29 protein-coding genes are annotated in these 26,703 nt (G+C 64.6%); 13 read left to right on the plus strand and 16 right to left on the minus strand.

Features of this window, described 5'->3' with window-relative positions:
- The 4 genes from XH92_RS26700 to XH92_RS26715 all read right to left on the minus strand — a co-directional run bounded on the left by XH92_RS26700 (window position 1) and on the right by XH92_RS26715 (window position 3,680).
- Entirely contained in the window at window positions 1–864 is an 864-nt protein-coding gene (locus tag XH92_RS26700) for a branched-chain amino acid ABC transporter permease (RefSeq protein WP_074127705.1), read from the minus strand.
- 64 nt (window positions 865–928) lie between these two features.
- A complete protein-coding gene (locus XH92_RS26705; RefSeq protein WP_194454767.1) occupies window positions 929–2,149 on the minus strand; it encodes an ABC transporter substrate-binding protein in 1,221 nt (406 codons plus the stop codon).
- A 39-nt stretch (window positions 2,150–2,188) separates the two neighbouring features.
- The gene (locus XH92_RS26710) at window positions 2,189–2,932 is read right to left on the minus strand and encodes an ABC transporter ATP-binding protein (RefSeq protein ID WP_194454768.1); all 744 of its coding nucleotides are present in this window, start codon (window positions 2,930–2,932) and stop codon (window positions 2,189–2,191) included.
- Complete coding sequence (locus XH92_RS26715; RefSeq protein ID WP_194454769.1) at window positions 2,925–3,680, minus strand: ABC transporter ATP-binding protein; 756 nt, start codon at window positions 3,678–3,680, stop codon at window positions 2,925–2,927. The genes XH92_RS26710 and XH92_RS26715 overlap by 8 nt, the downstream gene beginning before the upstream one ends.
- 451 nt (window positions 3,681–4,131) lie before the next feature.
- Between XH92_RS26715 and XH92_RS26720 the strand changes: the two genes are divergently transcribed.
- The gene (locus tag XH92_RS26720; RefSeq protein WP_194454770.1) at window positions 4,132–4,749 is read left to right on the plus strand and encodes a hypothetical protein; all 618 of its coding nucleotides are present in this window, start codon (window positions 4,132–4,134) and stop codon (window positions 4,747–4,749) included.
- Between the two features lie 6 nt (window positions 4,750–4,755).
- Here XH92_RS26720 and XH92_RS26725 read toward each other — a convergent pair whose 3' ends face one another.
- From XH92_RS26725 to XH92_RS26735, 3 genes are all read right to left on the minus strand, one after another.
- Window positions 4,756–5,124 (minus strand): ArsC family reductase, encoded by a 369-nt coding sequence (locus XH92_RS26725; protein ID WP_194454771.1) that lies wholly within the window; start codon window positions 5,122–5,124, stop codon window positions 4,756–4,758.
- A gap of 444 nt (window positions 5,125–5,568) precedes the next feature.
- Window positions 5,569–6,078 carry a cytochrome P460 family protein gene (locus XH92_RS26730; protein WP_194454772.1) on the minus strand — a complete coding sequence of 170 codons (510 nt, stop codon included), beginning with the start codon at window positions 6,076–6,078 and terminating at the stop codon, window positions 5,569–5,571.
- 79 nt (window positions 6,079–6,157) lie between these two features.
- Window positions 6,158–7,198, minus strand: coding sequence for an alpha/beta fold hydrolase (locus XH92_RS26735; protein WP_194454773.1), 1,041 nt, complete (start codon window positions 7,196–7,198; stop codon window positions 6,158–6,160).
- A gap of 163 nt (window positions 7,199–7,361) precedes the next feature.
- Here XH92_RS26735 and XH92_RS26740 point away from each other — a divergent pair, with 163 nt between their 5' ends.
- From XH92_RS26740 to XH92_RS26760, 5 genes are all read left to right on the plus strand, one after another.
- Window positions 7,362–8,915, plus strand: coding sequence for a winged helix-turn-helix domain-containing protein (locus tag XH92_RS26740; RefSeq protein ID WP_194454774.1), 1,554 nt, complete (start codon window positions 7,362–7,364; stop codon window positions 8,913–8,915).
- A 396-nt stretch (window positions 8,916–9,311) separates the two neighbouring features.
- Window positions 9,312–10,238 (plus strand): winged helix DNA-binding protein, encoded by a 927-nt coding sequence (locus XH92_RS26745; protein ID WP_194454775.1) that lies wholly within the window; start codon window positions 9,312–9,314, stop codon window positions 10,236–10,238.
- Window positions 10,239–10,385: 147 nt separating this feature from the next.
- A complete protein-coding gene (locus XH92_RS26750) occupies window positions 10,386–10,691 on the plus strand; it encodes a hypothetical protein (protein ID WP_210345477.1) in 306 nt (101 codons plus the stop codon).
- A 39-nt stretch (window positions 10,692–10,730) separates the two neighbouring features.
- A complete protein-coding gene (locus XH92_RS26755) occupies window positions 10,731–11,099 on the plus strand; it encodes a hypothetical protein (protein ID WP_194454777.1) in 369 nt (122 codons plus the stop codon).
- Between the two features lie 83 nt (window positions 11,100–11,182).
- A complete protein-coding gene (locus tag XH92_RS26760) occupies window positions 11,183–11,641 on the plus strand; it encodes a hypothetical protein (protein ID WP_194454778.1) in 459 nt (152 codons plus the stop codon).
- Between the two features lie 26 nt (window positions 11,642–11,667).
- Here the strand turns inward: XH92_RS26760 and XH92_RS26765 are convergent, their stop codons facing one another.
- Window positions 11,668–12,615 (minus strand): LysR family transcriptional regulator, encoded by a 948-nt coding sequence (locus XH92_RS26765; RefSeq protein WP_194454779.1) that lies wholly within the window; start codon window positions 12,613–12,615, stop codon window positions 11,668–11,670.
- Window positions 12,616–12,712: 97 nt separating this feature from the next.
- Here XH92_RS26765 and XH92_RS26770 point away from each other — a divergent pair, with 97 nt between their 5' ends.
- On the plus strand, window positions 12,713–13,693 hold the full coding sequence (locus tag XH92_RS26770; RefSeq protein ID WP_194454780.1) for a tripartite tricarboxylate transporter substrate binding protein: 981 nt from the start codon (window positions 12,713–12,715) through the stop codon (window positions 13,691–13,693).
- A 251-nt stretch (window positions 13,694–13,944) separates the two neighbouring features.
- On the opposite strand, the gene XH92_RS26775 is transcribed toward XH92_RS26770, so the two are convergent.
- Both XH92_RS26775 and XH92_RS26780 read right to left on the minus strand, forming a co-directional pair.
- The gene (locus XH92_RS26775; RefSeq protein ID WP_194454781.1) at window positions 13,945–14,586 is read right to left on the minus strand and encodes a glutathione S-transferase family protein; all 642 of its coding nucleotides are present in this window, start codon (window positions 14,584–14,586) and stop codon (window positions 13,945–13,947) included.
- A gap of 282 nt (window positions 14,587–14,868) precedes the next feature.
- Window positions 14,869–16,197: a dicarboxylate/amino acid:cation symporter gene (locus XH92_RS26780; RefSeq protein WP_194454782.1), complete on the minus strand. Its 1,329-nt coding sequence runs from the start codon at window positions 16,195–16,197 to the stop codon at window positions 14,869–14,871.
- A gap of 141 nt (window positions 16,198–16,338) precedes the next feature.
- On the opposite strand from XH92_RS26780, the gene XH92_RS26785 reads away from it, so the two are divergent.
- Complete coding sequence (locus XH92_RS26785; protein ID WP_194454783.1) at window positions 16,339–16,497, plus strand: DUF5993 family protein; 159 nt, start codon at window positions 16,339–16,341, stop codon at window positions 16,495–16,497.
- Window positions 16,498–16,505: 8 nt separating this feature from the next.
- Window positions 16,506–17,051: a disulfide bond formation protein B gene (locus XH92_RS26790; RefSeq protein ID WP_194454784.1), complete on the plus strand. Its 546-nt coding sequence runs from the start codon at window positions 16,506–16,508 to the stop codon at window positions 17,049–17,051.
- Between the two features lie 6 nt (window positions 17,052–17,057).
- Here the strand turns inward: XH92_RS26790 and XH92_RS26795 are convergent, their stop codons facing one another.
- A complete protein-coding gene (locus XH92_RS26795; RefSeq protein WP_194454785.1) occupies window positions 17,058–17,762 on the minus strand; it encodes a glutathione S-transferase family protein in 705 nt (234 codons plus the stop codon).
- Window positions 17,763–17,856: 94 nt separating this feature from the next.
- Here XH92_RS26795 and XH92_RS26800 point away from each other — a divergent pair, with 94 nt between their 5' ends.
- Window positions 17,857–18,726: an SDR family oxidoreductase gene (locus tag XH92_RS26800; protein ID WP_194454786.1), complete on the plus strand. Its 870-nt coding sequence runs from the start codon at window positions 17,857–17,859 to the stop codon at window positions 18,724–18,726.
- Window positions 18,727–18,757: 31 nt separating this feature from the next.
- Here the strand turns inward: XH92_RS26800 and XH92_RS26805 are convergent, their stop codons facing one another.
- Window positions 18,758–19,102, minus strand: coding sequence for a Lin0512 family protein (locus XH92_RS26805; protein WP_194454787.1), 345 nt, complete (start codon window positions 19,100–19,102; stop codon window positions 18,758–18,760).
- Window positions 19,103–19,165: 63 nt separating this feature from the next.
- Window positions 19,166–20,389 carry an MFS transporter gene (locus tag XH92_RS26810; RefSeq protein ID WP_194454788.1) on the minus strand — a complete coding sequence of 408 codons (1,224 nt, stop codon included), beginning with the start codon at window positions 20,387–20,389 and terminating at the stop codon, window positions 19,166–19,168.
- Between the two features lie 96 nt (window positions 20,390–20,485).
- Here XH92_RS26810 and XH92_RS26815 point away from each other — a divergent pair, with 96 nt between their 5' ends.
- Both XH92_RS26815 and XH92_RS26820 read left to right on the plus strand, forming a co-directional pair.
- The gene (locus XH92_RS26815; RefSeq protein WP_194454789.1) at window positions 20,486–21,427 is read left to right on the plus strand and encodes a LysR family transcriptional regulator; all 942 of its coding nucleotides are present in this window, start codon (window positions 20,486–20,488) and stop codon (window positions 21,425–21,427) included.
- A 1,196-nt stretch (window positions 21,428–22,623) separates the two neighbouring features.
- Window positions 22,624–23,949: a TROVE domain-containing protein gene (locus XH92_RS26820; protein WP_194454790.1), complete on the plus strand. Its 1,326-nt coding sequence runs from the start codon at window positions 22,624–22,626 to the stop codon at window positions 23,947–23,949.
- 70 nt (window positions 23,950–24,019) lie between these two features.
- On the opposite strand, the gene XH92_RS26825 is transcribed toward XH92_RS26820, so the two are convergent.
- From XH92_RS26825 to XH92_RS26835, 3 genes are all read right to left on the minus strand, one after another.
- Window positions 24,020–24,715 carry a GNAT family N-acetyltransferase gene (locus XH92_RS26825; protein WP_194454791.1) on the minus strand — a complete coding sequence of 232 codons (696 nt, stop codon included), beginning with the start codon at window positions 24,713–24,715 and terminating at the stop codon, window positions 24,020–24,022.
- Between the two features lie 122 nt (window positions 24,716–24,837).
- The gene (locus tag XH92_RS26830; RefSeq protein ID WP_194454792.1) at window positions 24,838–25,488 is read right to left on the minus strand and encodes an O-methyltransferase; all 651 of its coding nucleotides are present in this window, start codon (window positions 25,486–25,488) and stop codon (window positions 24,838–24,840) included.
- Between the two features lie 26 nt (window positions 25,489–25,514).
- Window positions 25,515–26,144 (minus strand): PadR family transcriptional regulator, encoded by a 630-nt coding sequence (locus XH92_RS26835; RefSeq protein ID WP_246787640.1) that lies wholly within the window; start codon window positions 26,142–26,144, stop codon window positions 25,515–25,517.
- Window positions 26,145–26,334: 190 nt separating this feature from the next.
- On the opposite strand from XH92_RS26835, the gene XH92_RS26840 reads away from it, so the two are divergent.
- A complete protein-coding gene (locus tag XH92_RS26840; RefSeq protein WP_194454793.1) occupies window positions 26,335–26,688 on the plus strand; it encodes an MmcQ/YjbR family DNA-binding protein in 354 nt (117 codons plus the stop codon).
- Window positions 26,689–26,703: the final 15 nt, after the last annotated feature.

Consider the following 26,703-nt stretch of genomic DNA (forward strand, 5'->3'; position numbering starts at 1 on the left):
TCAGGCCGCCCGTCCCGTCAGTCCCGTTGGCTTCACCAGCAACACCACCACCATCAGGACAAACACCACGGTGTTGGAGGCTTCGGGATAAAAATACTTGGTCAGTCCCTCGATCACGCCGAGCGCGAAGCCGGTGATGATCGAGCCCATGATCGAGCCCATGCCGCCGATCACGACCACCGCGAACACCACGATGATGAGGTCGGCGCCCATCAGCGGGCGGACCTGGTTGATCGGCGCCGACAGCACGCCGGCGAGCGCGGCCAAACCGACGCCGAGCCCGTAGGTCAGCGTGATCATGCGCGGTACGTTGATGCCGAAGGCCCGCACCAGCGTCGGGTTCTCGGTCGCGGCGCGCAAGTAGGCGCCGAGCTGCGTCTTCTCGATCAGGAACCAGGTCGCAAGGCACACCACCAGCGAGAACACGACGACCCAGCCGCGATAGACCGGTAAGAACATGAAGCCGAGATTGACGCCGCCCTTGAGCTGATCCGGGATCGAGTAAGGCAGGCCGGAGGAGCCGAAATAGTTCTGGAACACGCCCTGCACGATCAGCGCGATGCCGAAGGTCAAGAGCAGCCCGTAGAGATGGTCGAGCCCGGCGAGCCATTGCAGCATGGTCCGCTCGAGGATCATGCCGAAGATGCCGACCACGACGGGCGCGATGATCAGCGCCCACCAATAGTTGATGCCGCCCAGGTTGAGCAGGAAATACGCCACGAAGGCGCCCATCATGTAGAGCGCGCCGTGCGCGAAATTGATGATGTTGAGCATGCCGAAGATGACGGCGAGCCCCAGACTGAGCAGCGCGTAGAACGAGCCGTTGATCAGTCCCACCAGAAGCTGTGCGTAGAGAGCCTGCATCGAATGAGCTTTCACTAGATAGATGAAGCCCGCCGGCCACGCGCATGGCCGGCGGGCATGATCGTCACTTCTTCAGAAGCGCGCAGGTGCTCTTGTCGAGCGGCGTGAAGGCCTGGTTGCCCGGCACGGTGCCGACCAGCTTGTAGAAGTCCCACGGCCCCTTGGACTCCGAGGGCTTCTTCACCTCGAACAGATAGGCGTCGTGGGTGACGCGGCCGTTGGCCTCGACCTCGCCCTTGCCGAACAGCGGATCGTCGGTCGGGATCGTCTTCATCTTCGCGATCACCTTGGCGCCGTCATGCGGATTGCCGCCGAGCGCTTCCAGCGCCTTGAAGTAATGCAGCAGGCCCGCATAGACGCCGGCCTGCACCATGGTCGGGGGAGCGCCGCTCTTCAACTTCTCCGAGAAGCGCTTGGAGAAGGCGCGGGTCTTGTCGTTCAAGTCCCAGTAGAACGTCTCGGTGAAGTTGAGGCCCTGCGCGGTCTCGAGCCCGATCGCCTTGACGTCGGTGAGGAACAGCAGCAGCGCCGCGAGCTTCTGGCCGCCCTTGACGATGCCGAACTCGGCCGCCTGCTTGATCGAGTTGGTGGTGTCGCCGCCGGCGTTGGCGAGACCGATGATCTTGGCCTTGGAGGCCTGCGCCTGCAGCAGGAACGAGGAGAAGTCGGCGGTGTTGAGCGGATGCTTGACGCCACCGACCACCTTGCCGCCATTGGCGGTCACGACGGCGGTGGTGTCGCGCTCCAGCGCCGCACCGAACGCATAGTCCGCGGTCAGGAAGAACCAGGTGTCCCCGCCCGCCTTCACCAGCGCCTGGCCGGTGGCGTGGGCGAGCATGTAGGTGTCGTAGGTCCAGTGCACCGTGTTCGGCGAGCACTGCGCGTTGGTGAGATCCGAGGTGGCGGCGCCCGAATTGATGTAGACGCCGTTCTTCTCCTTCACGACGTTGTTCACCGCGAGCGCGACGCCGGAATTCGGCACGTCGACGATGGTGTCGACCTTGTCGACGTCGAACCACTGGCGGGCGATCGTGGTGCCGATGTCGGGCTTGTTCTGGTGGTCGCCGGAGATCAGGTCGATGGTCCAGCCCTTGGCCTTGAGGCCGGAGTCCTCGATTGCCATCTGAGCCGCCAGCGTCGAGCCGGGGCCCGCGAGGTCGGCATAGAGGCCGGACTGATCCGACAACACGCCGATCTTGACCGTCTTGTCGTCAGCGGAGGCGACGCTTGCAACCGAGAGCACCAGCGCGGTGCCAAGCAGGAGCGCAGAAATCGTGTTCTTCATCGGGTATTTCCTCGTCCTAAATTTTCTGGCTCGGCGACTTCAGACGCCGAGATAGGTATGCAGCTTGTCCATGTTGGCCGACAGCTCCGAATTCGCGAAGCCATCGATCACCTTGCCGTGCTCGACGATGTAGTAGCGGTCGGCGACGGTCGAGGCGAAGCGGAAATTCTGCTCGACCAGCAGGATCGTGAAGCCCTCAGACTTCAGGCGCGCAATGGTGTGCCCGATCTGCTGGATGATGACCGGCGCCAACCCTTCGGTCGGCTCGTCCAGCATCAGGAAGCGCGCGCCGGTGCGCAGGATGCGCGCGATCGCCAGCATCTGCTGCTCGCCGCCCGAGAGCTTGGTGCCCTGGCTGGTGAGACGCTCCTTCAGGTTGGGAAACAGCGTGAAGATCTGGTCGAGCGGCAGGCCGCCCGGGCGCACCACCGGCGGCAGCAGCAGATTCTCGCGCACGTCGAGACTCGAGAAGATGCCGCGCTCCTCGGGGCAGAACGCGATCCCGAGCCGCGCGATCTTGTCGGAGGTGGCGCGGATGATCTCCTTGTTGTCGAAACGGATCGAGCCGGAGCGCTTGCCGATCACGCCCATGATCGACTTCAGCGTCGTGGTCTTGCCGGCGCCGTTGCGGCCGAGCAGCGTCACCACCTCGCCGGCCTTCACGTTGAAATTGATGCCGTGAAGAATGTGGGATTCGCCATACCAGGCCTGCAGGTCGCCAACCGTCAGCACCTCAGCGCCGGCCGCAGCGACGGGCCTCTCCGCCAGTTTTGCCTCAGCCATGACCCGCTCCCAGATAGGCTTCCTTCACGCGCTCGTCCTTGGAGAGGTCGGCGTAATTGCCCTCCGCCAGCACCTGCCCGCGCGTCAGCACGGTGATGATGTCGGAGAGGTTGGCCACCACCGAGAGGTTATGTTCGACCATCAGGATGGTGTATTTGGCGGAGATCCGCTTGATCAGCGCCGCGATCTTGTCGATGTCCTCGTGGCCCATGCCGGCCATCGGCTCGTCGAGCAGCATCATCTCGGGGTCGAGCGCGAGCGTCGTTGCAATTTCAAGTGCGCGCTTGCGGCCGTACGGCATCTCGACTGCAGGCGTGTTGGCGAACTCGCTGAGGCCGACGTCGTTCAGCAGTTCATGGGCGCGCGGATTGAAGCGGTCGAGCACGCTCTTCGAGCGCCAGAAATCGAACGACGAACCGTGCTGGCGCTGCAGCGCCACGCGGACGTTTTCGAGCGCGGTCAGATGCGGAAATACCGCCGAAATCTGGAACGAGCGGACGAGGCCAAGCCGCGCCACGTCGGCCGGCGGCATCGCGGTGATGTCGTGCCCCTTGTAGCGAATCTGCCCGCCCGTCGGCTTCAGGAATTTGGTCAGCAGATTGAAACAGGTCGTCTTGCCGGCGCCGTTCGGCCCGATCAACGCATGGATACTGCCGCGACGCACCTTCAGCGCGACGTCGCGAACGGCAAAGAAACCCGCGAATTCCTTGGTCAATCCGCTGGTTTCGAGAATGAACTCATCGGCCAAATAGATTCCCCCATAAGCCATCGCTGCGAAGCCCCTCGCCCGCGTGGCCAGCTTTTTTCGTGTCCGACAGGTTGTCCGTACGTCTTGGAAACCGTTCGGGGGCCTGTCGCCTCCGGGCCGGAATATGCCGTCATCTGCGGCGGTTACGCAAGGTGGAAAGCTGTGCAGTGCAGTATTCGCACGACCAGTTCCGGTTGATCCTTAGTCGAATGGCCTTTGAGAGCGCTTTGCGCCTCGGAAAGTCGTCATTAAGGCTGTTTTGCTCCTGACCTTCCCTTTCATAGAATATTTCCGCCTCTCGCCGAAGCTCCTCCCATTAATATTGTGGACGGCTGCAGCCTTGCATTTCGAGAGCGCCAATTCCTCGGTCATCAAGTCGATCCGGCAACGTGATTTCCTGAACACGTGGCTGCGACTTTATGCCCGTGGCCCAACCATCCCGCGTTAGCCGATGCCATTCAGAAGTGCCGATCCATCGGTGGTCAAATCGATCACGCAGCGGGTGCTGCTGAACGCCTGGCTGCGCGCGCTGCGCATGCCGGACGCGCTTCCAATGCTGTGCGATTTCCACACCGATGGCACCGCCGACGAGCGGGCCGACATGATGGGCTTTGACGTCGTCGGCAGCGGCGAGGCCGCCCGCTTCCTGATCACGCAGGAAGGCGCGCGGCTGACGACCGCTTATGGCAACGAGCACGTCGAGCCGCCGCTACGCACCAACCGCTATCTCGACGACGCGATCGGCCCCGAGCGCTATGCCGGCGTGATCCTGTCCTATCGTGCTTGCCTCGCGCGCAAGCGCCCGACCTATACGGTTGCGGAGGTCACGGATGCCGACGGCAAGGACGTGTCGTACGAGCGGCTGCTGCTGCCGTTCGGACGCGGCGACACCGTCGAGCACATCGTCGGCTCCTACAAGGCGATCAGCATCGAGGGCGGCTTCCGGCTGCACAATCTGATGGGCGCGAAGGCGAAGTCGGTCCCGGTCGTCACCGTGCGGGCGGTGATCGACCGCAGGTTCGTGCCGGCGGATCGTCCGGCAAGCCAGGATTCGGTCGAGCTGATTTAGAACGCGTCAGCCCTTCTTGCGCGCCTTGGCCGGCACTTCCTTGGCATAGATATCCGGCTTGAAGCCGACGACGCGCTTGGGCCCGAGGTCGAGCACCGGACGCTTGATCATCGAGGGCTGCTCGGCCATCAGTGCCAGTGCCTTGCGCTCGTTCAAGCCATCCTTGTCGGCATCGGGCAGCTTCTTGAAGGTGGTGCCGGCGCGGTTGAGCAGCGTCTCCCAGCCGACCTCGTCGCTCCACTGCTTGAGCTTGTCCTTGGCGATCCCTGCGGTCTTGTAATCGTGGAACTCGTAGGCGACGCCGTGATCGTCGAGCCAGCTGCGCGCCTTCTTCATGGTGTCGCAGTTCTTGATGCCGTAGATGGTGATGGTCAAAGCCGTTCCCCGCATGCGATTGCTGCGGGGAAACTAGCCTCGCAGCAACCACAGCGCCAGATCAGACCGCGTGGCGAGGACGTGAAGAAGGCGTAGTGCCCATACCCGGTGTCGTCCCCCGGCTTGACCGGGGGACCCAGTACGCCGCGGCATCTCCGTATCTCACAGCCGCCTCTGGAATACTGGATCGCCCGGTCCATGTGCGCAATTGCGCACAGGCCGGGCGATGACAGTCGGAGTTGCGGCGAGAAAGAACGTTTGGACGTGAAGGGCGCGCAGTGCCGCATACTCGGCGTCGTCCCCCGGCTTGACCGGGGGACCCAGTACGCCGCGGCATCTCCGTATCTCACAGCCGCCTCTGGAATACTGGATCGCCCGGTCAAGCCGGGCGATGACAGTGGGGTTATGGCGAGAAGAAGCGCTCCACACCGATCTTGCCGGCGCTCAGTGTGCGTAGTGCGTGAAGACGAAATCGTGATCGCGGGCATGCGCCTCGTGGCAGGCGAAGCACGTCTCGTGCTGCGCGGCATCGACCGGCTTGCTGTCGATGAAGCGGCCAAAACCCCAGCCGCCGGTCGAAGCATATTTGGCGGAGTCCTTGACCATGACCTGAACCGTGGTCGAAGGCCCCGTGACGAACGCGCCGTTGAGGCCTTCAACCGGCTTGCGCTTCCAGGCGAGCTTGACCAGCACGGTGCCGTCGGGGAACCGCGCGGCACCGTCCTGATAGGCTTTCACGGCGGTCGCGTTGCCGAGCACGCTGCGCAGTTCGTCGAGCCCGGTCTCCTCGCCGACCGCGATCAGCTTCCAGTCGCGATAGCCGTCTGGGATTTTCACGCCGAAGATCGGCGATGCCAGCGCCGCGTCATCGGCATGCCCGACGGCGAACGGCAATGACGCGCTGATGCAGGCTGCCGCGATCGCGGCAGCTGCCCATTTCACAACCTGTTTCATGATTCCTTGTCCGCGCTCTCGATTCTTGTTTGACGCGTTTTCTTCACGCGAACCGGTATCCACTTCGCTCGAAAACGCTTTAGACCTTGCTGACGTCGATGATGGCCTGGACGAAGGCCTGCGGCGCTTCCTGCGGCAGATTGTGCCCGATGCCGCCGGGCAGCTGGCGATGCTCGTAATGCCCGGAGAACTTCTTGGCATAGGCGGCGGGCTCCGGATGCGGCGCGCCGTTGGCGTCGCCCTCCATCGTGATGGTCGGGATCGCGATGACAGGCGCCTGCGCCAGCGTCTTCTCGAAGGCGTCGTACTTCGCCTCGCCCTCGGCGAGACCGAGCCGCCAGCGGTAATTGTGGATCACGATATCGACGTGGTCGGGGTTCTCGAACGCGGCCGCGCTGCGGTCATAGGTGGCGTCGTCGAACTTCCACTGCGGCGAAGCGAGCTGCCAGATCAGCTTGTTGAAGTCGTGCCGGTTCTTGGCATAGCCCTCGCGGCCGCGCTCGGTCGCGAAATAGAACTGGTACCACCATTGCAGCTCGGCCTTCGGCGGCAGCGGCATCTTGCCGGCGGCCTGGCTGCCGATCAGGTATCCGCTGACCGACACCATGGCCTTGCAGCGCTCGGGCCAGAGCGCCGCCATGATATTGGCGGTGCGCGCGCCCCAGTCGTAGCCGCCGAGCACGGCCTTCTCGATCTTCAATGCGTCCATCAGCGCGATGATGTCGGCGGCGACCGCGACCGGCTGGCCGCTGCGCATGGTGTCGCCGGAGAGGAAGCGCGTGCTGCCGTAGCCGCGCAGATGCGGCACGATCACGCGATAGCCGGCCTCGGCCAGCGCCGGCGCGACGTCGGCATAGCTGTGGATATCGTACGGCCAGCCGTGCAGCAGGATGACCGCGGGACCCGACGCCGGGCCCATCTCGACATATCCGGTATCGAGCACGCCGGCATTGATCTGCTTGACCGGACCGATCGAGGTGTGGCTCCCGGCCTTGACGGCTGACAACTCCGTCCTGGATTGAGCCTGAGCCGATCCAATCAAGCCGAGCTTGGAAACGGCGAGGATCCCGCCGGCGATGCCGAGGAAGCGGCGGCGTTGCTGATTGATGGATTGGGACATGGCGATCTCCTTAAAATCTGGTGTCGGATGGAATATCGCAGAGACCGCCCCCGTCCGCTTTCAGAAGACGTGGATTTGTCCTTCAGACCGTCGTGATTTTGGCTCGACGCCGCCTGTGCTAGGTTCGCCCCGCATTCAGCCGCCGGCCGCCGGACTTTCGAATTTGACCTACCATTTCAACGACTTGACCCTCGACTCCGAGCGCCGGGAGCTGCGCCGCGGCGACGCCCTGGTGGCCGTCGAGCCGCAGGTCTTCGACCTGCTCGAGTTCCTGATCCGCGCCCGCGACCGCGTGGTCAGCCGCGACGAGGTGCTGGCGGCGGTGTGGCACGGGCGGATCGTCTCGGAAGCGACGCTCTCCAGCCGGGTCAATGCGGCACGGACCGCGATCGGCGACAATGGCGAGGAACAGCGCCTGATCCGCACCCTGCCCCGCAAAGGCCTTCGCTTTGTCGGCGATGTCAGGGAGGACAGCGCGAACGATCATCCGGTTGCGGACAAAGCCACTGCGTCACGGCCGAGCGAAGGTCCGTCGATCGCGGTGTTGCCCTTCACCAACATGAGTGGCGATCCCGAGCAGGATTATTTCGCCGACGGGATCGCCGAGGACATCACCACCGCGCTGGCGCGTTGCAGCCGCCTCACCGTGATCGCGCGCAACTCCGCCTTCACCTACAAGGGCAAGGCGGTCGATATCCGCCAGGTCGGGCGCGATCTCGGCGTCGGCTACGTGCTCGAAGGCAGCGTCCGTCGCGGCGGCGAACGGCTGCGCATCACCGGACAGTTGATCGACGCCGTCTCCGGCGCGCATCTGTGGGCCGACCGCTTCGACGGCGCGGCGACCGACGTGTTCGACCTGCAGGACCGCATCACCGAGAACGTGGTCGGCGCGATCGAGCCGACCTTGCTGGTCGCGGAAGCCGAGCGGGTGCGGGCGGCGCCGCCGGACAGGCTCGATGCCTACGACCTGCTGCTGCGCGCCTACAGTCTGCGGTACGAGTTCACGCCCGCGAGCATGGCAGCCGCGCTCGACTGTCTCGACCAGGCGCTGGCGCTTGACCCGGCCTACGCGCCGGCGCTGGCGGCCTCCGCCTATTGTCATGCGATGCGTCATGTCCAGGGCTGGCTGAAGCCGAACGACGCCTACCGCGAGCGCGCGGTCACGCAGGCCTGGCGCGCGGTGGAGCTCGCGCCGGGTGACCCGCAGGTGCTGTGGATGGCGGCATTCGCGATCTGGAACATGGCCGACGAGATCGAGCCCGCGCGCGACTTGTTCGAGCGGTCGCTTGCGATCAACCCGAACTCGGCAATGGCGCTCGTGCTCTGCGGCTGGATCGAGGCGATGCGCGGCAACCAGCAGGCTGGCCGCGCCATGATCGAGCGCGCGCAGCGGCTGAATCCGCGCGACCCGCGCGGCTGGTTCGCCTCCGCGGCGCTCGCGATCTGCGCGGTGCTCGACCAGAATTTCACTGAGGCGGTGACGTGGGCCGACAAGGCGCTGGCGCAGAACCGCCGCTTCGCAGTGGCGCTGCGCGTGCTGATCGTGGCGCTGGTGAAGACCGGCGACAGCGAGCGCGCGACCCAGATCGCGCGCGAACTGCTCAAGGTCGATCCGGAGTTTTCGATTTCCGGGTTCCTGGCGCGGATCCCCTTCCCGGTGGAATCGATGTCCGCGACTTATCGCGAGACGCTGAAGGCGGCTGGCGTCCCGGACTGACGCCTTCTGAGGACGCGACGATCATTCGCCCGATACGTCGCGCGACGTGCCTGGCGGCTTCGGCGTGATGGCAGTCCATTCCTCGTCGGAGAGCTCGTGGCGCATGATTCAGATCCTTCGGTTAAGGATTTGAATCATGGCTCGACAGTCAGGCTCAATGACCCCGTACCGTCGGATGCGGTCGCGATGTGCCCGTTCGTCATGCCGCTTACTGGCCCGTAGCCGACCTAACAAGGCCGCATTGTCCGCTTTCGGGAGATAAGCTGACCAAGGTCAAGCTGATGGCCGTGGTCGGCTTATGACGCCGCTGTGGACTTGGAAATCAGACTTGTAGGAAAGACATTGCTGGCCTCGCGGTGACCTTATACTGTCGTAACTTCAAGACTGGGGGCAGCCTTGGAAAAAGACGAACTTGAGCGCCTGGCAGGCCGCCGGTTGCGGTTGAGCTTCGAGGAGATCGTAAGCCACCCTCGGCTGCCGGAGGCGCGGCGTGCCTATGTCGCGGCCTTTTGCGATTTGTACGAGGGCGATCCGTTTTTGGTTCGCCTGCTGCTTCAGGCCGGCCGATTCCTTGTCTTCCTGAGCGCAGCAGTGCTCGAAGCAGCACAAGATCCGGCGCGGCGCGAAACCTGGTTCACGGTCTCCGCGCTGAAGCGGCAGCTCAATATGCACGGACACGTTAGCGACCGGCAGGTGGATCATCTCCTGGCACGGCTGTGCGAGGTCGGATTTATCGAGCAGAGCCGCGCGCCAGCCGACCGGCGCGTCCGGCTCCTGGCGACCACGGACAAGCTGCGCTCACATCACGCCGAGTGGCTTGCGACACACTTCGTGCCGCTTGCTAAATTGTACCCCGATCATGACTACAGCCCGGTGCTGTCACGAAATCAGGCCTTCAACGTGACCCACTGCCGCGTGGGCCTGCCGTTCTTTCCGGTCTCCGTTCGCCTCATGATGGCGCTGCCCGACACGATGCTGTTCTTTTCCCATGCAGCGGGGCCGCTGATTCAGAACGCGGTCCTGAAGGCTGCCATGGATGCGGGCGATCCGACCGCGGCCATCCCCTACATGGATGTGGCGGAACGATTCGGTGTTTCACGAACTCATATCCGCAACCTGATGAACGCCGCACAGACCGCCGGTCTCGTCAGGATCATTGGGCGCGGCGGGCGGAGCATCGAGATCACGCCGCGCCACTGGGTGAGCTACGATCGTGGCCTTGCAGTTGGAATGTACCTGCACGATGCGGTCAATCTCGTCGCGATGCGCGACTGGACGGAGGCTCGGCGCAGCTCCGCCGAGCACCTTTTGATCGCGGACTGATCCTGTCCACGGCTTTTCTTTGCGTCTCCGATAGGCGCAAAGTTTTCCGACTGCATCTCGCTCGAAAAGGCTAGGCTCATTTGCGGCCCGACCTTGCCCCCACGGGCCGATCTGTTTTTCGATTCTCTTTTGTTAAGGACAATTTTGATGACCGAAATCGATAGCGGCGAGCACGGCTCAATTGCCGTGCCGCTCCGTTCGCTCGCCTATGCCCTGCTTGTTGCGATCCTGGCCGCTTCCGGCCTCTACGCCTCGTTCATCGCAGGTCCCGCCATGCATGCCGCCGCACGCGATGACCTCGTACGGACGGTAGCTGAGGAAAATCGCAAGTTCTGTGGAATGTTCGGAATGGGCGTCGGCACAGACACGTTCGCTGCGTGCAGCAGAGAACTGACAATTGTCCGGCAACGGCAGGCCGATCGCGACAATGCCGCCGCCCAAGGTCTGCTTTAACGCTTTAACCCCGATATTTCTTCCGAAAAGGATTTGGTGATGGTCAGACGTTCGAAGTTTGCGCTGGGTGTTGCGGCGATCTGCATCGGTTCGGCCTCGGCGCAGGACGCTCCTCCCTCCTACCAGGCCGATCCGACAGTCTATAAGGTCATTTTCGAGGATCAGAACTTTCGTGTGATCGCGGCGACCTGGAAGAAGGGTACGACGGACAAGCCGCATTCGCACGCGCTACCGTTCATGGTCTACGCGCTCGATGACTGCACCGTGCGAGTCCGCAATCCGGACGGCACGACGCGCGAACTGAAGAACAAGGCTGGAGCGGCCAGCGCGGGCCCCATCACTGTCTCGCATACGGCTGAAAATGTCGGCGACTCGGATTGTCGAGCCCTTCTGGTGGAGAGAAAGTGATCCGGCAATGCTCCGCGCGGCGAGCGATCTATTGCCGCACATCAGGCTCCAGCATGCACAGCGTCAATCGAGGGACTCGCATCATGCGTTACCGGATCGCTGCGATCGTCATCTCCCTGTCTGCATTGCTTGGGGCAATTGCGTCCAACGCAGGGGCTGACGAAACGACCGATACACGACAGCCCGTGCAGCGAACGGACGCGGAGAAAGCCTTCGTGCTCGACCAAATGCGGCTGTTCCTGACCTCCATTGCGGAGATCGAGGAAGGGCTTGGCTCGGGCGATCTGGATCTGGTCGCGCGTGAAGCCGCGGCACGCGGCCGCAAGGCCAACGCCGCGCTCGCCCGCCCGGCTACCTTGGCCGCCAAGGAAAGCGACGCCTGGAAGTCGATGATTGGCTCGGTCCGGAATGGCTTTGACCAGATCACCGAGCAGGCGACTACGCGTGCGCCGGCGGCAAAAATCAACAAGACGCTTGCCGATACGATGAGGAATTGCGTTGCCTGCCATCAAACCTATCGCATTTCCGCGGAAGCGCGTTAGGCTGGGTGCTCGATCGGCTTATGACCCTAACCGGACCTTCGAATTGTGCTACTCTTTCCGGGATCGGTGTGCAGATTCCGTGCGGCCTGACGCACCAGGCTCACGAAGTTGCGAACCACGGGCGATGGTTCGCCGCGGCGCGATGCGAGGCTCAGGACGGCTTTCGGTTGTGAGGCCCCCTTGAGCCGCTGGTACGCGATGCCGTCCATCGTCATTCGCTGCATGCAAGCCGGCACCAGCGAAATGCCGAGCCCGACGGCGACGAGGCTCAGCGCCGATGTAATGCGGGGCGCTTCCTGGCCGAGGCGCGGGCTGAATCCTGCCTTGAGGCAGGCCGCCATCGTCGCCTCATAAAACGCGGGTCCGAGTTGGCGCGCGTAGACGATGAATGTTTCGCCGGCAAGGTCCTTCAATGAGAGGGTCCCGCCGCGACCGCGCCGCGCCAACGCGTGATCGCTCGGCAACGCGACCACCATCGGCTCCACCAGCAATGGATTGACGATGAGGCTCTGCGGTTCGGTAAGGGGGGCGCGCATGAAAGCAACGTCCATCTGGTCATTGCGCAGGCGTTCGAGCGCCTCCTTGCTGAGACACTCGTCCAGCGTTAGCGACACCATCGGGAAGGCTGTGCGAAACGCCCGGATGGCGAATGGCACGAAGGGATGAAACAGAGCGGTCGGCATGACGCCCACGCGGAGGCGGCCTTGCTCGCCCCGCGCGGCACTGCGAGTGGCTTCGATCGCGCCGTCGTGTTGTGCGAGCGTCGCGCGCGCACGATTGAGGAAGACCCGCCCAGCTTCGGTCAGCTCGACCCCGCGCGCCTTGCGGCGAAAGAGCTGGACGCCGAGCTCGCTTTCGATCGCCTTGATCCGCTGGCTAAGCGGCGGCTGCTGCATGCCGAGCCGCTCCGCGGCCCGCGTGATGTGTCCTTCTTCGGCGACGACGACGAAGTGGCGGAGATGTCGCAGCTCCATTGTCATATCCGTTTCGATATGAATTTTCCATGATCCATATCATACCTCGGCTATCTCGCAAATGATATACCGGCCTTGCTCGACAAAGGAGACGGCCATGACGCTATTGCGCCGGCAATTTCTCTATCTGACGGCGGGCTCGCTGATCGCGCCCGCGCTGTCGTCCTTCGCGCTTGCGCGGACTTACCCGGCGCGGCCGGTGCGCGTGCTGGTACCTTACGCACCCGCCGGCCCCGCCGATATCTTGGCGCGGCTCGCCGCGCAGAAGCTCTCCGATCAACTGGGACAACAGTTCTATGTTGAGAACATCGGCGGAGCCGGCGGCAATATCGGCATGGGTCAGGGCGCGAGAGCGCCCGCTGACGGCTACACCCTGCTGGTCGTTCCGCCGAACATCGTCGTCAATCCGGCGATGTACGACACGGTGCCCTACGATCCCTACAAGGACTTCGACCCGGTCACGATTGCTGTCAGCGCGCCGACAGTGCTTTCAGTGCATCCGTCGGTCGCGGCCCAAACGGTCAAGGACCTTGTTGCACTGATCAGGTCCGGCGGCGCCAGGTACAGCTTCGCGTCGCCCGGGACCGGCACTCCGCCACATCTGATCGGTGAGCAATTCCGCCTGTCGCTTGGGCTCGACCTCGTACATGTGCCGTTCAACAGCGCGGGCCAGGCCGTCGCCTCGACGCTCGCCGGCCACACGCCGATTGCTTTCAGTTCGCTGCCTCCCGCCGTGCCGCAGATCAAGGACGGCAGGCTACGTGCGCTGGCCGTGACCAGCAAGACTCGCGCGCCGGTGCTCCCCGACGTGCCGACCATGCTGGAAGCCGGCTATCCCGAAATCGAGGGCGAAGGATGGTTCGCCTTCATCGTTCCAGCCGGAACGCCAAGCGAGATCACCGCGCTGCTGAACCGCGAGATCGTCAAACTGATCGCGCTGCCCGACGTCAACGAGAAAATGGCGGCGCTCGGGTTTACGGCGGTTGGCACGACCCCCGAGCAGGCGGCCGCGCTGTTCCGGACGGAGAGCGCCAAGTGGGTAAAGGTCATCCGCGAGACCGGCATCAAGGCCAATTGATGCTGCGCGCGGTGTGCGCCGAGTATCGACCGTTTGTTTGGATGACCATCGAGAACGTCGGCTCTTCGAGGTGAACCGGAAGTCCCCAGGTTCGGTCGCTATCGGCGGCTCTTGACCCCCCGGCGATCTCGAGAGATGTCCGCTTTTTCGTCGCTGTTGCGGTTAAACGGACATCAGGCGCCAGCCGCTTAATGAGTGCACGGCTTACGCAGTACTACTCCAGGCGCTTGGCCGCTCCGATGAAGCTAGCACTACAATCCCGGTGATCTCGTCGCCCAGGCCTTGGTGGCCTGGCAGCTTTCCATCGCTCGGGCGTAGGCAGGGCGTGTCGTCGTCCGAGTGAGATAGTCCCGCTCGATCGAACCGGGGACGTAGTTGCCGGTGCGCATACCGAGCAGGAGGGCGTAGCTCACCGAGATATCGGCAGCAGTGAAGCGGTCACCGGCGAGATAGGGGCAATCCGCGAGGCGGCGGATGACCAACCCCAGCCGGCTCTCGAAGGTCTCGCGTGCCCAGCAGGTAACCCGGACATCTCGCTCGGCTTCGGGCGCCAGTTGGCGACCGACGATGACGGCATTCATCGGCCCGGCGAGCCCGGCCTCGCCCAAATGGAGAAATTGCAGATAGGAAGCGAAGGCGGGATCATCAGGGGCGACGGCAAGCGAAGCTGAGCCGTGGCGGGCGAGCAGGTACTCAAGGATCGCGATCGATTCGACCATGATCGTCTCGCCGTCCTGCAACGCGGGAATGAAGCCGGCGGGGTTGATGGCGAGGAAATCACAATCCTTCTCGGCTGCGAGCAGATCGACCGGGCGCAGCCGATAAGCCAATCCCAGTTCCTCGAGCAGCCAGACGACGCGGAAGCCGCGACCTTCGCCATAGACGGTGAGCATGGTTGAGCGCTCCTGGATTGGGCTGGATGACCTAACGCGCAGAGCCAAGCCCGTCGCCAACGGACCAGCGATGGCGCATCATGCGCTCAAGGCTTGGCGCAGATGTGCGACATGCCTTGGAGCGGACGCCCGCGCAATTTCGGAATATTAGAAGAGTATCCCTGAGTTGCCCGACGTGTCAAGTTGCTCGGTCGAACGCCGGCCGCCGCCGGCTACTGTGCATGGGGTTGTTTTCGATATTTTGGCAGCGCCCCTGCGACGGCCCCATCACTTCATATTGCTCTAGCCGGAGCCGCCCGGCTCCAGCGCCTCGCCAAGCTCGAGCGGATGCGCCATCGTCTCGTGCAGCGCGTCCTTGTCGAGCTCGCCCTCGGACAGGCTGATCACGACGCAGGCGACGCCGTTGCCGATCAGGTTGGTGAGCGCGCGGCACTCGCTCATGAACTTGTCGATGCCGACCAGGATCGCGATCGACTGGATCGGAATGTCAGGCACGATCGACAGCGTCGCGGCGAGCGTGATGAAGCCCGCCCCGGTGACGCCGGAGGCGCCCTTCGAGGTGATCATGGCGATGCCGAGGATTCCGAGCTCCTGCCAGATCGTCAGATGCGTGTTGGTCGCCTGCGCCAGGAACAGCGTCGCCAGCGTCATGTAGATGTTGGTGCCGTCGAGGTTGAAGCTGTAGCCGGTCGGCACCACGAGGCCGACCACCGAGCGCGAGGCGCCGAGATGCTCCATCTTCTGGATCATCTGCGGCAGCACCGTCTCCGACGACGAGGTGCCGAGCACGATCAGGAGCTCGTCCTTGATATAGGCGATGAAGCGGATGATGGAAAAACCCGAGAGCCGCGCGATCGCGCCGAGCACGATCAACACGAACAGGATGCTGGTGAGATAGAAGGTGGCGATCAGCGCCGCCAGATTCACCAGCGAGCCGAGGCCGTAGGCGCCGACCGTGAAGGCCATCGCGCCGAACGCACCGAGCGGTGCGACGCGGACGATCATCCGGATGATGCCGAAGAACATCTTGGAGGCCTTGTCGATCGCCTCGGCGATCGGCTCGCCCGGCTTGCCCATCAGGGCAATGGCAAACCCCGAGAGGATCGAGATCAGCAGCACCTGCAGCAGGTCGCCGCGCGCCAGCGCGCCGAAGAAGCTGTCGGGGATGATCGCCATCAGATGGGCGACGATGCCCTGCTCCTTCGCCTGGGTGACGTAGGTGGACACCGACTTCGGATCGATCGTGGCGGGATCGATGTTGAAGCCGCGACCGGGCTGCAGCAACTCGCCGATCAAGAGGCCGACCGCGAGCGCGACCGTCGACACCGCCTCGAAATAGATCAGCGCCTTCAGCCCGACCCGGCCAACCCGCTTGAGGTCGCCCATCGAGGAGATGCCGTGCACCACGGTGCAGAAGATCACCGGCGCGATCATCATCTTGATCAGCGCGATGAAGCCGTCGCCGAGCGGCTTCAACTGCTTGCCGAGGTTCGGGTAGAAGTAGCCGATCAGGACGCCGGCGAAAATCGCGATCAACACCTGGATGTAGAGGATCTTGTACCAGGGCTGATGCTTGTGATGGACGGCGGGCTTGATCGCGTCTGTGGTCATGAGGTGCCCCGGGCTGGAATGAACTCAACTGGTGATGCCATCTTGGCGGAGCCGCGCGCAAGCGACAATGGCCATTCGCGCCCGCCGCGAGCACACACGAATCTGTCATAGACTACGGCCGGCTCGCATCCGGAGGCCGAGATGGAATTCACCGCACTGTTTCTCGCCATCGCCATTGCCATGCTAGTGGCCTGGCGTGGCCCGCGCCCGGTCGCGATCGGATTGTTCGCGCTGATCCTGGTCGCCTGCGTCGCGACCTTCCTCCACCACGCCACCGACCGTCTCACCCTGTCGTTCTGAGGCAAGCCATGACCGACACGCAGGCCGTGACCCTGAATGCCCTTGCGCTCTATGGCCTCGCGCTGTTGCTGGCCGCGGCTTTTGCAGCGCAGCTACTGCTGCACGAGCTGCCCTGCCCGCTGTGTCTGTTGCAGCGCATCCTTTTCGCCCTGCTGGCGATCGGACCGATCCTGAACATCCGTTTCGGACCGCGGCCGAGCCATTATGCCTTGTCGCTGCTGACGGCCGTCGTCGGCGCCTCGGTCTCGACCCGGCAGGTCCTGCTGCACATCCTCCCCGGCGATGCCGGCTATGGGTCGGCGCTGCTCGGCTATCATTATTATACGTGGGCGCTGATCGGGTTCATCGCGGCGATTGTGCTGCTCGCCGCCATGCTGCTGTTCGACCGCCAATTCGATCACCGCGCGGCGCCGGGCACTTCGCCCGGCGGATTCGCGCAAGCCGCGGTGTGGCTGGTGGCCGGATTGACGGCGCTGAACGTGCTCTCCACCCTGCTCGAATGCGGCTTTGGCGCCTGCGCCGACAATCCAGTCGTCTATGAGTTGCTGAAGTAAGCCGCTTTAAGGCCGCTTCGGAATATTCAACCCGCGCTTCACGGCCGGCCGCTTCAGAGCGCGTTCCAGCCAGGCCGCGACGTGCTTGAACTGGTCGAATTCGACGAGCTCGCGCGCGCCGTAGAATCCGATCAGATTGCGGACCCAACCGATCATCGAGATGTCGGCGATGCTGTATTCATCGTCCATGAACCACTGCCGCCCGGCGAGATGCGTCTCCATCACGCCGAGCAGACGCGCGGACTCGGCGACATAGCGCTCAAGCGGCCGCTTGTCCTCATAATCCTTGCCGGCGAATTTGTGGAAGAAGCCGACCTGGCCGAACATCGGTCCGATGCCGCCCATCTGGAAATACACCCACTGGATCGCCTGGTAGCGGCGCGCTGCATCGTCAGGCAGCAGCTTGCCGGTCTTCTCGGCGAGATATTGCAGGATCGCGCCGGACTCGAACAGCGGCAGCGGCTTGCCGCCGGGACCGTCGGGATCGAGGATCGCCGGGATCTTGCCGTTGGGGTTCAGCGACAGGAACTCCGGCGTCTTCTGGTCATCCTTGTTGAAGTCGACCAGATGGACCTCGTACGGCAGCCCGATCTCCTCGAGCATGATCGAGACCTTCACGCCATTCGGCGTCGGCAGCGAATAGAGCTGCAGGCGGTCCGGATGCTGGGCGGGCCAGCGTTTTGTGATGGGAAAGGCCGACAGGTCGGTCATATCGACATTCTTTGCAGGGATGTTGCTTTGCACGGTTGTTGTTGGCTGGCTAATGTACGGAGCTCATTGAAAGCCGCAAGGTCTGCAACCGGCCATGAACGATCAACAGACGGGCACAAGGCTCGGCCTCTCCGACGACGAGCTCGCAACACATCCGACCGTGTTCGCGGCGGATGCGCTTGCCGGCCAGGTGGTCGTCGTATCCGGCGGCGCAGGCGGCATCGGCCGCGCGATCGCCTGGCTGTTCGCCCGGCTCGGCGCACATGTCATCGTGGTCGGCCGCAATGCCGACAAGCTCGATGCGCTGGTCGATCATCTCGGCCATCACGGCCTGAAGGCGTCGGCGTACGTTGCCGACATCAAGGAACCCGACGCGGTCGGCGCGATGTTCGACGCGCTGTGGGCCGAGCATGGCCGCATCGATCATCTCGTCAACAGCGCCGGCGGCCAGTTCCCGCAAGCCGCGATCGATTTCTCGATCAAGGGCTGGAACGCGGTCATCAACACCAACCTCAACGGCACCTGGTACATGATGCAGGCCGCGGCGCAGCGCTGGCGCGACCGCGCCCATGCCGGCAGCATCGTCAATATCGTCGTGGTCACGACGCACGGCCTCTACGGCATCGCGCACACGATCGCGGCGCGCTCCGGCGTGATCGGACTGTCGCGCGCGCTCGCGGTCGAATGGGCGCCGCTCGACATCCGCATCAATTGCATCGCGCCCGGCGCGATCGAGACCGAGGGCTGGAACGTCTACAGCGAGGCCGCCCGCGCAGCCTATCCGCGCTCCAACCCGATGATGCGCCCGGGCACGCCCTGGGACATCGCGGAAGCCGCGGTCTATCTCGCCGCGCCCTCCGGAAAATTCATCACCGGCGAGACGCTGACCGTCGATGGCGGCGGCCAGCATTGGGGCGAGACCTGGACCACCGGCAAGCCCGACTACTTCAAGGGCGACGACTAACGCACGCATACGCCGCCCACAGCTCCCTCGACTACTTGCCGTCGTCGAAGCTGACGATGACGGCGGCGTTCGCAATCAGGATCGGGTCGTTGCCGAGATCGGAGGGGATTTCGAGCCCGCCCGCGATCGCCTTCACGGTCTTGGTGCCGTAGGGCAATTCCTTGGCGACGGCTGCGGTATCGACCTCATCGGGATTCGGCACGGCGATCGTGACGTCGACGAACATGTCGTTGGCGGTCTTGCCGAGCATGCGGAAGAAGCCGAGGCTGGAATGCCGGATCGCGTCCAAGACCGCCCGCTTGGCAGCCTTGGTGGCGTCGCGGCCGTGGACGTCGACGCCCATGCCCATTTCGGTGATACAGCGCACGCGTGTCATGAAGACTTCCTGTTGTCGTTGGCGTGAGAGACCCTCATTCCTTCGACCGCCGCGCGCACGGCGTCAAGCCGGGTCCCTCACCTCGCTTACGCGTTTGTGATCGACGCGCGCCAGCATCCATGCCGCCAGACCTGCGAGGATCGCCGCGGCAACCACCATGACGCAGGCCGCGCTCCAGCCCCATGCCGAGACGACCGCGCCGACCGCGATCGGTCCGGTCACCTGGCCGAAATTGCTGCCGGTCATCAACAGGCCCATCATGACCGGCACCATGGCGGCCGAACCCGCCGCCGCGGGCGCGGTCGCCAGCAATGTCGCCGGGATCAGGCCGCCGGTCGCGGAGAACAGCAGGCACAGCATGAATGCGCCCCAGCCTCCGAGCACCGGCAGGAAGATGCCGAGCGCAGAGGCGCCCATAACGACCGCCGCAACCACAATCAACACAGTCCGGCTCACCCCGCGCGCCAGCAGATGGCCGGCAGCGAGATTGCCGACGACGTTGCCGGCCGCTGCCAATGCGCTAAGCGCGCCGGCGCTTTGGCTGGAGACGCCGAGCCGCTCGGTCAAAAGGATCGGCAGGAAGCTGAACAGCGCAAAGAACATCAGGCTGTAGAGCCCGAACAGCGCCATCAAAAGCGCCGGGGTGCGGCGCCGCGCCAGCGCGGTGGCCTCTTGCATCAAGCCCACGCGCGCCGGGCCGGTCCGCGATGCCGCGTCGGGCACGAGCACGCTGGCAAGCACAAACAGCAGTGCGACAAAAGCGGCGCTGGCCCACCAGATCGTACGCCAGCCATCGAAGATCGGACCCGCGACCAGCGCCAGTGCGATCCCGAACGGCATCACGCAGCTCCACAGCGCCATGGTGACGTCGCGCGCGCTGACATCGACGACACGATCCAGCAGGACGGGCGCTGCCACCATCACCAGCAGGAAGCCGAGCCCTTCCAGTAGGCGCGATCCCAGCAGCAGCGCAAGCTGCGGCGCGAGCGCACCCGACGCTGCACCGAGCGTGGTGGCCGCAAGCCCGCACAGCAGCACCCTGCGCGCGCCGACCGCGGCGATCGCCACCCCGGCCGGCACGCTGCCGATGAGCCCGAGCACCGCGAAGATGCCGGCGACGGTTCCGACCGCGGCGAGATCAATGCCGAGGTTCTGTTGCAGCATCGACGCGGCGATCGGCACCTTCCCGACCTGGAGGGCGGCGCCGATGCCGCAACCGACCACGACGGCGACCGTCGCCCATCGCTTCGCCTCGCTCTTCTGCACCACGGCCGTCCCGATCGTCATGCGTTCACCCATCGAATTCACGCCATCACAGATAGCGTTTCCCGATCATCGACAGGAGTGATATGTTTTGCATCCAATTGATCGATTTTGTAGATCATGCTCGATAACCTCACGCTCGACCAGATCCGGGTCTTCGTCACCATCGCCGAGAGCGGCAGCTTTCGCGCTGCCGCGACCAAGCTGGCGCGCGTGCAATCCGCGGTCAGCCATGCCATCGCCAATCTCGAGGTCGAACTCGGCCTCTCGCTGTTCGACCGCTCCAGCCACCGCCCGGCGCTGACAGCCGAAGGCAAGGCGCTGCTCGGCAACGCCCGTGACCTGCTGCTCCGCGTCGATGCAATGCGGGCGCGGGCGCACGGCCTTGGCGAGGGAGTGGAGTCGGAACTCTCGGTGGTCGTCGACACGCTGTTTCCGATCGCCGCCGTCGGCGAAGCGCTGACGGAAATGCGCGCGGCGTATCCGTCCGTGAGCGTGCGGCTCGCGGTCGAACCGATGGGCGGGCCGATCGCAGCCTTGACCGAACGGCGCAGCGCCCTCGCCGTCACGGTCGGCGAGGATTTTCGCGATCCCCGCCTCGCGCTCGACGCGATCTGCGCCGTGCAGATCGTCGCCGTCGCCGCCGCCACCCATCCGCTCGCGCGCCGCGGCCGCAAGAGCGTCGCCGACCTTGCCGATCATCTGCAGATCGTGCTGTCGGATCCGACCCCGCTGTCGGAGGGCCGCAGCTTCGGCGTGCTCTCGCCGCAGATTTGCAGGGTGAGCAATCAGGACACCAAGCACGCCATGATCCTGGCCGGGCTCGGCTGGGGCCGGCTGCCGCTCTGGCAGGTGGCGCGCGACCTGAAGGAGCGCCGCCTGGTGCGCCTCGAAACCGGCGCGCTCGGCCGCAACGCGGCGCTGGCGATGGAGGCCTATCTCGCGCACCGGCTCGACGAACCGCTCGGCCCTGCCGCGCGCGCGTTTGCTGATGCACTGACGCGGATCGCCGCGCGCAGCAGCGAGCCGGCGCGCAAGACCAAGACGCGCAAGCAACGCTGAAGTTCTTTCGTCGCGATCATTTCCGTTGTTGACATCGTCAGCGACGAGGCGTATGTCCCGCAACCTTCGCGAGCACTGTCGTTCGCGATCACATGAGCACGATGATGCAATACGGATTTGAAAACTTCCGCAGACTATCGAACGGCCTCCGGCCGATCGATAGCGTGTGCCCGGCTCATGGGAGCGATCTCGCATAATGCGAGGTCGACAGTCCGCCTTAAACGGACCCTCCCGAGCCAGCCGCTCCGGAGGGTTTTTTGTTGTCCGAAGCAAGGCTCATTTGAATTGCCCGGCGCAAGCCGGAACGGGAGACCCGGATCCCGGGGCTCGCGCGGCAACGCGCGTGCCCAAGCGCGCGGGGCCTGCCGGAGGGAACGAGGCGATGAGCCGGACACCGATGGCAGAGTGAACTCCGAGGAGTTCGCAAACGGCGGCGCGTCGACAGCGCCGCGATCAACTATTCACGAAACGGTTGACCGCGTCACTGCGGCTCGACCGCCGCTGGTGGTGAAGATGTCGGATACTTCGCGTGGTGAAAGCGGGTTCGATTCCCGCCTTTGACGCACGCACCGGGATGCGGCCCTGCGCAGGGATCCGCGCGCGGCCCGGCACGGTTTCTCTCCGCAAGGATGGATGCCGTGTTGCGTCACTGCTCAAAACCGATATCGCCTGTTCCCCAGCGGACGTATTCGCCGATGCGCAAGCATCGGCGTGGCGGTGGTGAAGATGTCTGTTACTTCGTCTGAACCACGGTGCCCGCAAGGGCAGCAACAGCATCGCTTGTTCCCCGCCAACCCTCTCCACGCCCCGTGGTGAAGATCGCTGTTACATCGTTTGAACCACGAGAGGTCGCGGGTTCGAATCCCGCCTGGCGTCATGTGCGCCGGTAGCTCAGCGGTAGAGCGCTACCCGGCCGGCCTTGGCTTGCCGGGGTCTCAGCAATCGCCTGTTCCCGGGTCGTGGTCTTCAATCGTTGGCATGGTGTCCGCAAATGCTTTGCGTTTGTCGCGAACTCGTGCCGACGGCCGGTGGTGAAGAGCGCTGTTACATCGGATCGCAAGGCAGAAGGTTCGATTGCTTCTGGACAATACGTCCGTGGCTCGATGGAAGAGCGTGCGACGCCCGCAAGGGTAGTACAGTCTCGCCTGTTCCCCGGCACCACTTCCAATCCACGCTCACCCAGAAAGGAGGCCATCATGGCCACGATCAACAAGATCATGCGCGCCTTCACCCGTGAGGGGGCGCGCGGCAAGCGCTTCACGCCCGAGATGGAGCTGCGGCGCGCGCTGCTGAACTGCCTCCTGTGGGAGAACCAGTTCTACGAGGACGGGGTCGCGATCGCCGACCGCATCAAGGCGCTGGTGCCGAAGGTCGAGCCGGCGCGCGTGGCCGAACTCGCGATCGCCGCGCGCGAGACCATGAAGCTGCGGCACGCGCCGCTGCTCGTGGTCCGCGAGATGGCGCGGCATGCGACGCACCGCAGGCTGGTCGCCGATACGCTGGCCCGCGTGATCCAGCGTCCGGACGAGATGACCGAGCTGCTTGCGATCTACTGGGCGGATGCGCTCGGCCCGCAGCAGCAGCGCAAGCGTCAGCCGGTCTCGGCGCAGATCAAGAAGGGGCTGGCGCGGGCGCTCACCAGGTTCGACGCCTACCAGCTCGCGAAGTACGATCGCGACGGCGCGGTACGGATCAAGGACGTGCTGTTCCTGGTTCACGCCAAGCCGAAGGACGCCGCACAGGAGAAGGTGTGGAAGCAGCTCGTCGACGGCGAGCTGGCCTCGCCCGACACCTGGGAGGTTTCGCTCTCGTCCGGCAAGGACAAGCGTGAGACGTTCGAGCGGCTGATCGCCGAGAACAAGCTTGGCGGGCTGGCGCTGCTGCGCAACCTGCGCCTGATGCAGAAGGCGGAGGTGCCGCGCCGGACCATCGCGGAGGCGATCGACGCGATGCGGACCGACCGCATCCTTCCCTACCGCTTCATCACGGCGGCGCGCTATGCGCCGGACTTCGAGCCGGAGCTGGAGGCCGCGATGCTGAAGTCGATCAAGGACTACGCGCGGCTTGACGGCCGCACGCGGCTCCTGATCGACGTGTCGGGATCGATGTTCACTCCGCTTTCGGCCCAGTCCGAGATGACGCGGGCGGAAGCGGCCTGCGGACTTGCGATCCTCGCCCGCGAGGTCTGCGACGAGGTGGAGATCTTCACGTTCAGCAATGAGGTCGTGAAGTTGCCGCCGCGCCGCGGCTTCGCGCTGCGCGATGCGATCATCGGCTCGCAGCCGCATGGCCGGACGTATCTCGGCAAGGCGGTGACGGAGATCGACCGCAAGGGCGATCGCCTGATCGTCTTCACCGACGAGCAGAGCCACGACCAGGTGCCCGCGCCCAAGGGACGCGGATACATGGTCAACGTGGCGTCCTACCAGCACGGTGTCGGACACGGCCCGTGGACGCGGGTGGACGGCTTCTCAGAGGCCGTGATCGCCTGGATCGCGGCGTCGGAAGCGACCGCACACTGACGTCTGCATCAACAACAACGGGCCCGGACGCGCGATGCGCGCCCGGGCCATTTTCCTTTTCAACCTCCGCCTACCCCTGCTTCTGCAGCACCGTGATGTGCAGGCGGCGGCGGATTTCCATGCCCTGGCGGCGGTAGAGCGCGATCGCCGAGACGTTGCTGGTGAAGACGTGCAGGAACGGAATCTCGCCGCGCGCCACGATCTGGCGGCCGACTGCCGACAGCAATGCCTGGGCATAGCCGCGGCCGCGATGGTCGGGATGCACACAGACCGCGGTCATCTCGGTATAGTTCCCTGGCTTCATCCGTTCCCCGGTCATCGCGACCAGCTCGCCGCCAACGCGGATGCCGAAAAAGTTGCCGAGCTCATGCGTCCGCGCGCTGAACGGTCCGGGCTTTGTCAGCGCCGTCAATGCCGTCATCGCCGGAACGTCGGCCGCGCCGAGCGTGACGATCTCGACGCCGGGCAGAGAAAAATCCGCCGGCGTGCCGATCATCTGCTCGCCGGTCTCGGCGAGCAACACCTTGAACTCCGGCGGCACGGCGACCGGATCGGGCGTGAACAGCACCGCAATGTCGGGTCCCGACAGCAGCGCGCCGAGCGCGGCAAAGCTCTCGGGCGACATGTCGATCATGTCGGCAAAGGGGGCGATCGCGACCGGAAAGCGCCTGGCCTCGGTGCCGCCTTCCGCAAGGTCCCGTTGCCTCGTGGTCAGCGCGCTCCAGATTGGGCGATCAAGCGGATGGATCGGCGGGACTACGGACATGCGGCGCTTCGCTCCTGATTTTGCTCGAACAGAGCAAGAAGCGCCGACAAAATCCAGCGTGGCGTGATGCCGTTGCGGCTCACAATCACGCCAGCAGGATCTCCTCGCCATGCCGGAGGAACCTACGCCACCTTCAGGCAGAGCTCGGTACCACCCTTGAGCGGCAGCGTGATCGACACGAAGCCATTTTTGGGATCGCGCACGAACTCCAGAAAATCCGCCTCGGCATTGTCGTTCATGACATAGCCGCCGACGCGAAGCTGCGGTGCAACGATCTCGATCACCTGGCGCGCCAGCGTCGGTCCCTTTTCGCCGGGCCAGCCATCGATCAGGATGAAGTCGACGGGACCGCCGAGATCGCGCAGCGTCTTGCGCGCGTCGCCCTCGCGGATCTCGGCGTAGTCGGCAAGGCCGGCCTCGGCAAGATTGCGCTTTGCGGCCTGCACCTTGGCCGGCACGATTTCCGAGCCGATCACCGTGCCGCCGCCATTGTCGCGCATCGCGGCCGCGAAATACAGCGTCGACATGCCGACCGAGGTCGCGAACTCGGCGACGCGCTTGGCGCGCAGGCCGCGGCACAACAGGTAGATCAGCTCGCCCTGCTCCGGGTCGATCGAGAAGCCCTGCTCGGCATAGTCGTGCGGATCGCGGCTCATCGCCGGATTGCCGCGCCGACCGCCGTCGGCCGGCCTGCTGCGCGAGGCCTGCAGGCGCGCGATGACGGCAGCGACGCGGGCGTCGGCAATCGCGCTGTGTGGTTCAGCGTTGTACATGAAAGGTCTCCGTTGCTGCGGCTGCGTCATTGCTGCAGGATTTCGGCGGCGGCGCGGTCGAGGATTTTCGCGATGCGGCGCGCCTCGGCGGCATCGCAGCCGCGCTTCTGGCGCAGCGCGCTCTTCAGCGCATGACGGGCGCGGTGCACGTCGTCGGATGCTTCGCTATCTAGATCGCTCACCCCGGCGAAGGCTTCGCGCACCTCCTCCATGCGGCGGCCGATCCGCGACAGCGCCTCGAGAATGGTATCGGCGGTGGCGCGGTTCTCGGCGAGATACACCTTGCCCTGCTCCGTGATGCTGTAGAGCTTGCGCGCCGCATCCTGGGTGACGCTGGCATGGCCGATCTCCTCGAGGAAGGTCAGCGCCGGATAGATCACGCCCGGGCTCGGGCTGTAGAAGCCGTCCGACCGCTCCTCGATCTTCTTGATCAGCTCATAGCCGTGCGCCGGCTGCTCGCCGAGCAGCGCCAGGATCACGAGCTGCAGATCCTGCGACGAGAGCCGCCGCGATCCCGGAAAGTCGCCGCCACCCCGCCCGAAGAAGCCGTGGCCGCCGCGGCCAAAGCGATGGCCGCCCCGGCCGTGCCGGCCCATGGCGAAGAACCCAAACCGGAAACTGTCATCGTCCCGGTCGCGAAACATCGATCGTCTCATTGTCCATTTCCTTACTGAAAACATATCTTACGATATATCTTCCGATGGATTGGCCACAACCCACGTTTTCGTGAGCTCCCGGGGGCGAAGCTGCGGCCGGAACCGGCCCGGGATTGCCGGTTCACGCCGAGCTTGCCCGTCGTCGCGCGGCCGGCTTATGGCTTTGAAGTCCCTCCAGCCCTTCCGACTCATGCGCCCCAAAACCTTCGAAGCTCATTGCCTGCGCCTGCCCGCCGCCACCAAGGTGGTGCAATGGGAGGGCACGTCGGTGTTCAAGGTCGGCGGCAAGATGTTCGCGCTGGCCGGCGGCTATATCGAGAGCACCGGTGGCTTCATGTTCAAGACCTCGAACATGGCCTATCAGGTGCTGATCGAGCAGGGCCTGGCGCGGCCGGCGCCGTATCTGGCGCGTGCCACATGGGTGCAGCTGATCGGCAATGACGCCCTGCCCGACGCCGAGCTCAAGGCCTATCTCAATCAGGCGCATGCGCTGATCGCCGCGAAGCTGACCCGCAAGTCTCGCAAGGCGCTCGGGCTCGACTGATCGGCGCGGCCGCGA

The sequence above is a fragment of the Bradyrhizobium sp. CCBAU 53421 genome, assembly GCF_015291625.1.
Classification (GTDB): domain Bacteria; phylum Pseudomonadota; class Alphaproteobacteria; order Rhizobiales; family Xanthobacteraceae; genus Bradyrhizobium.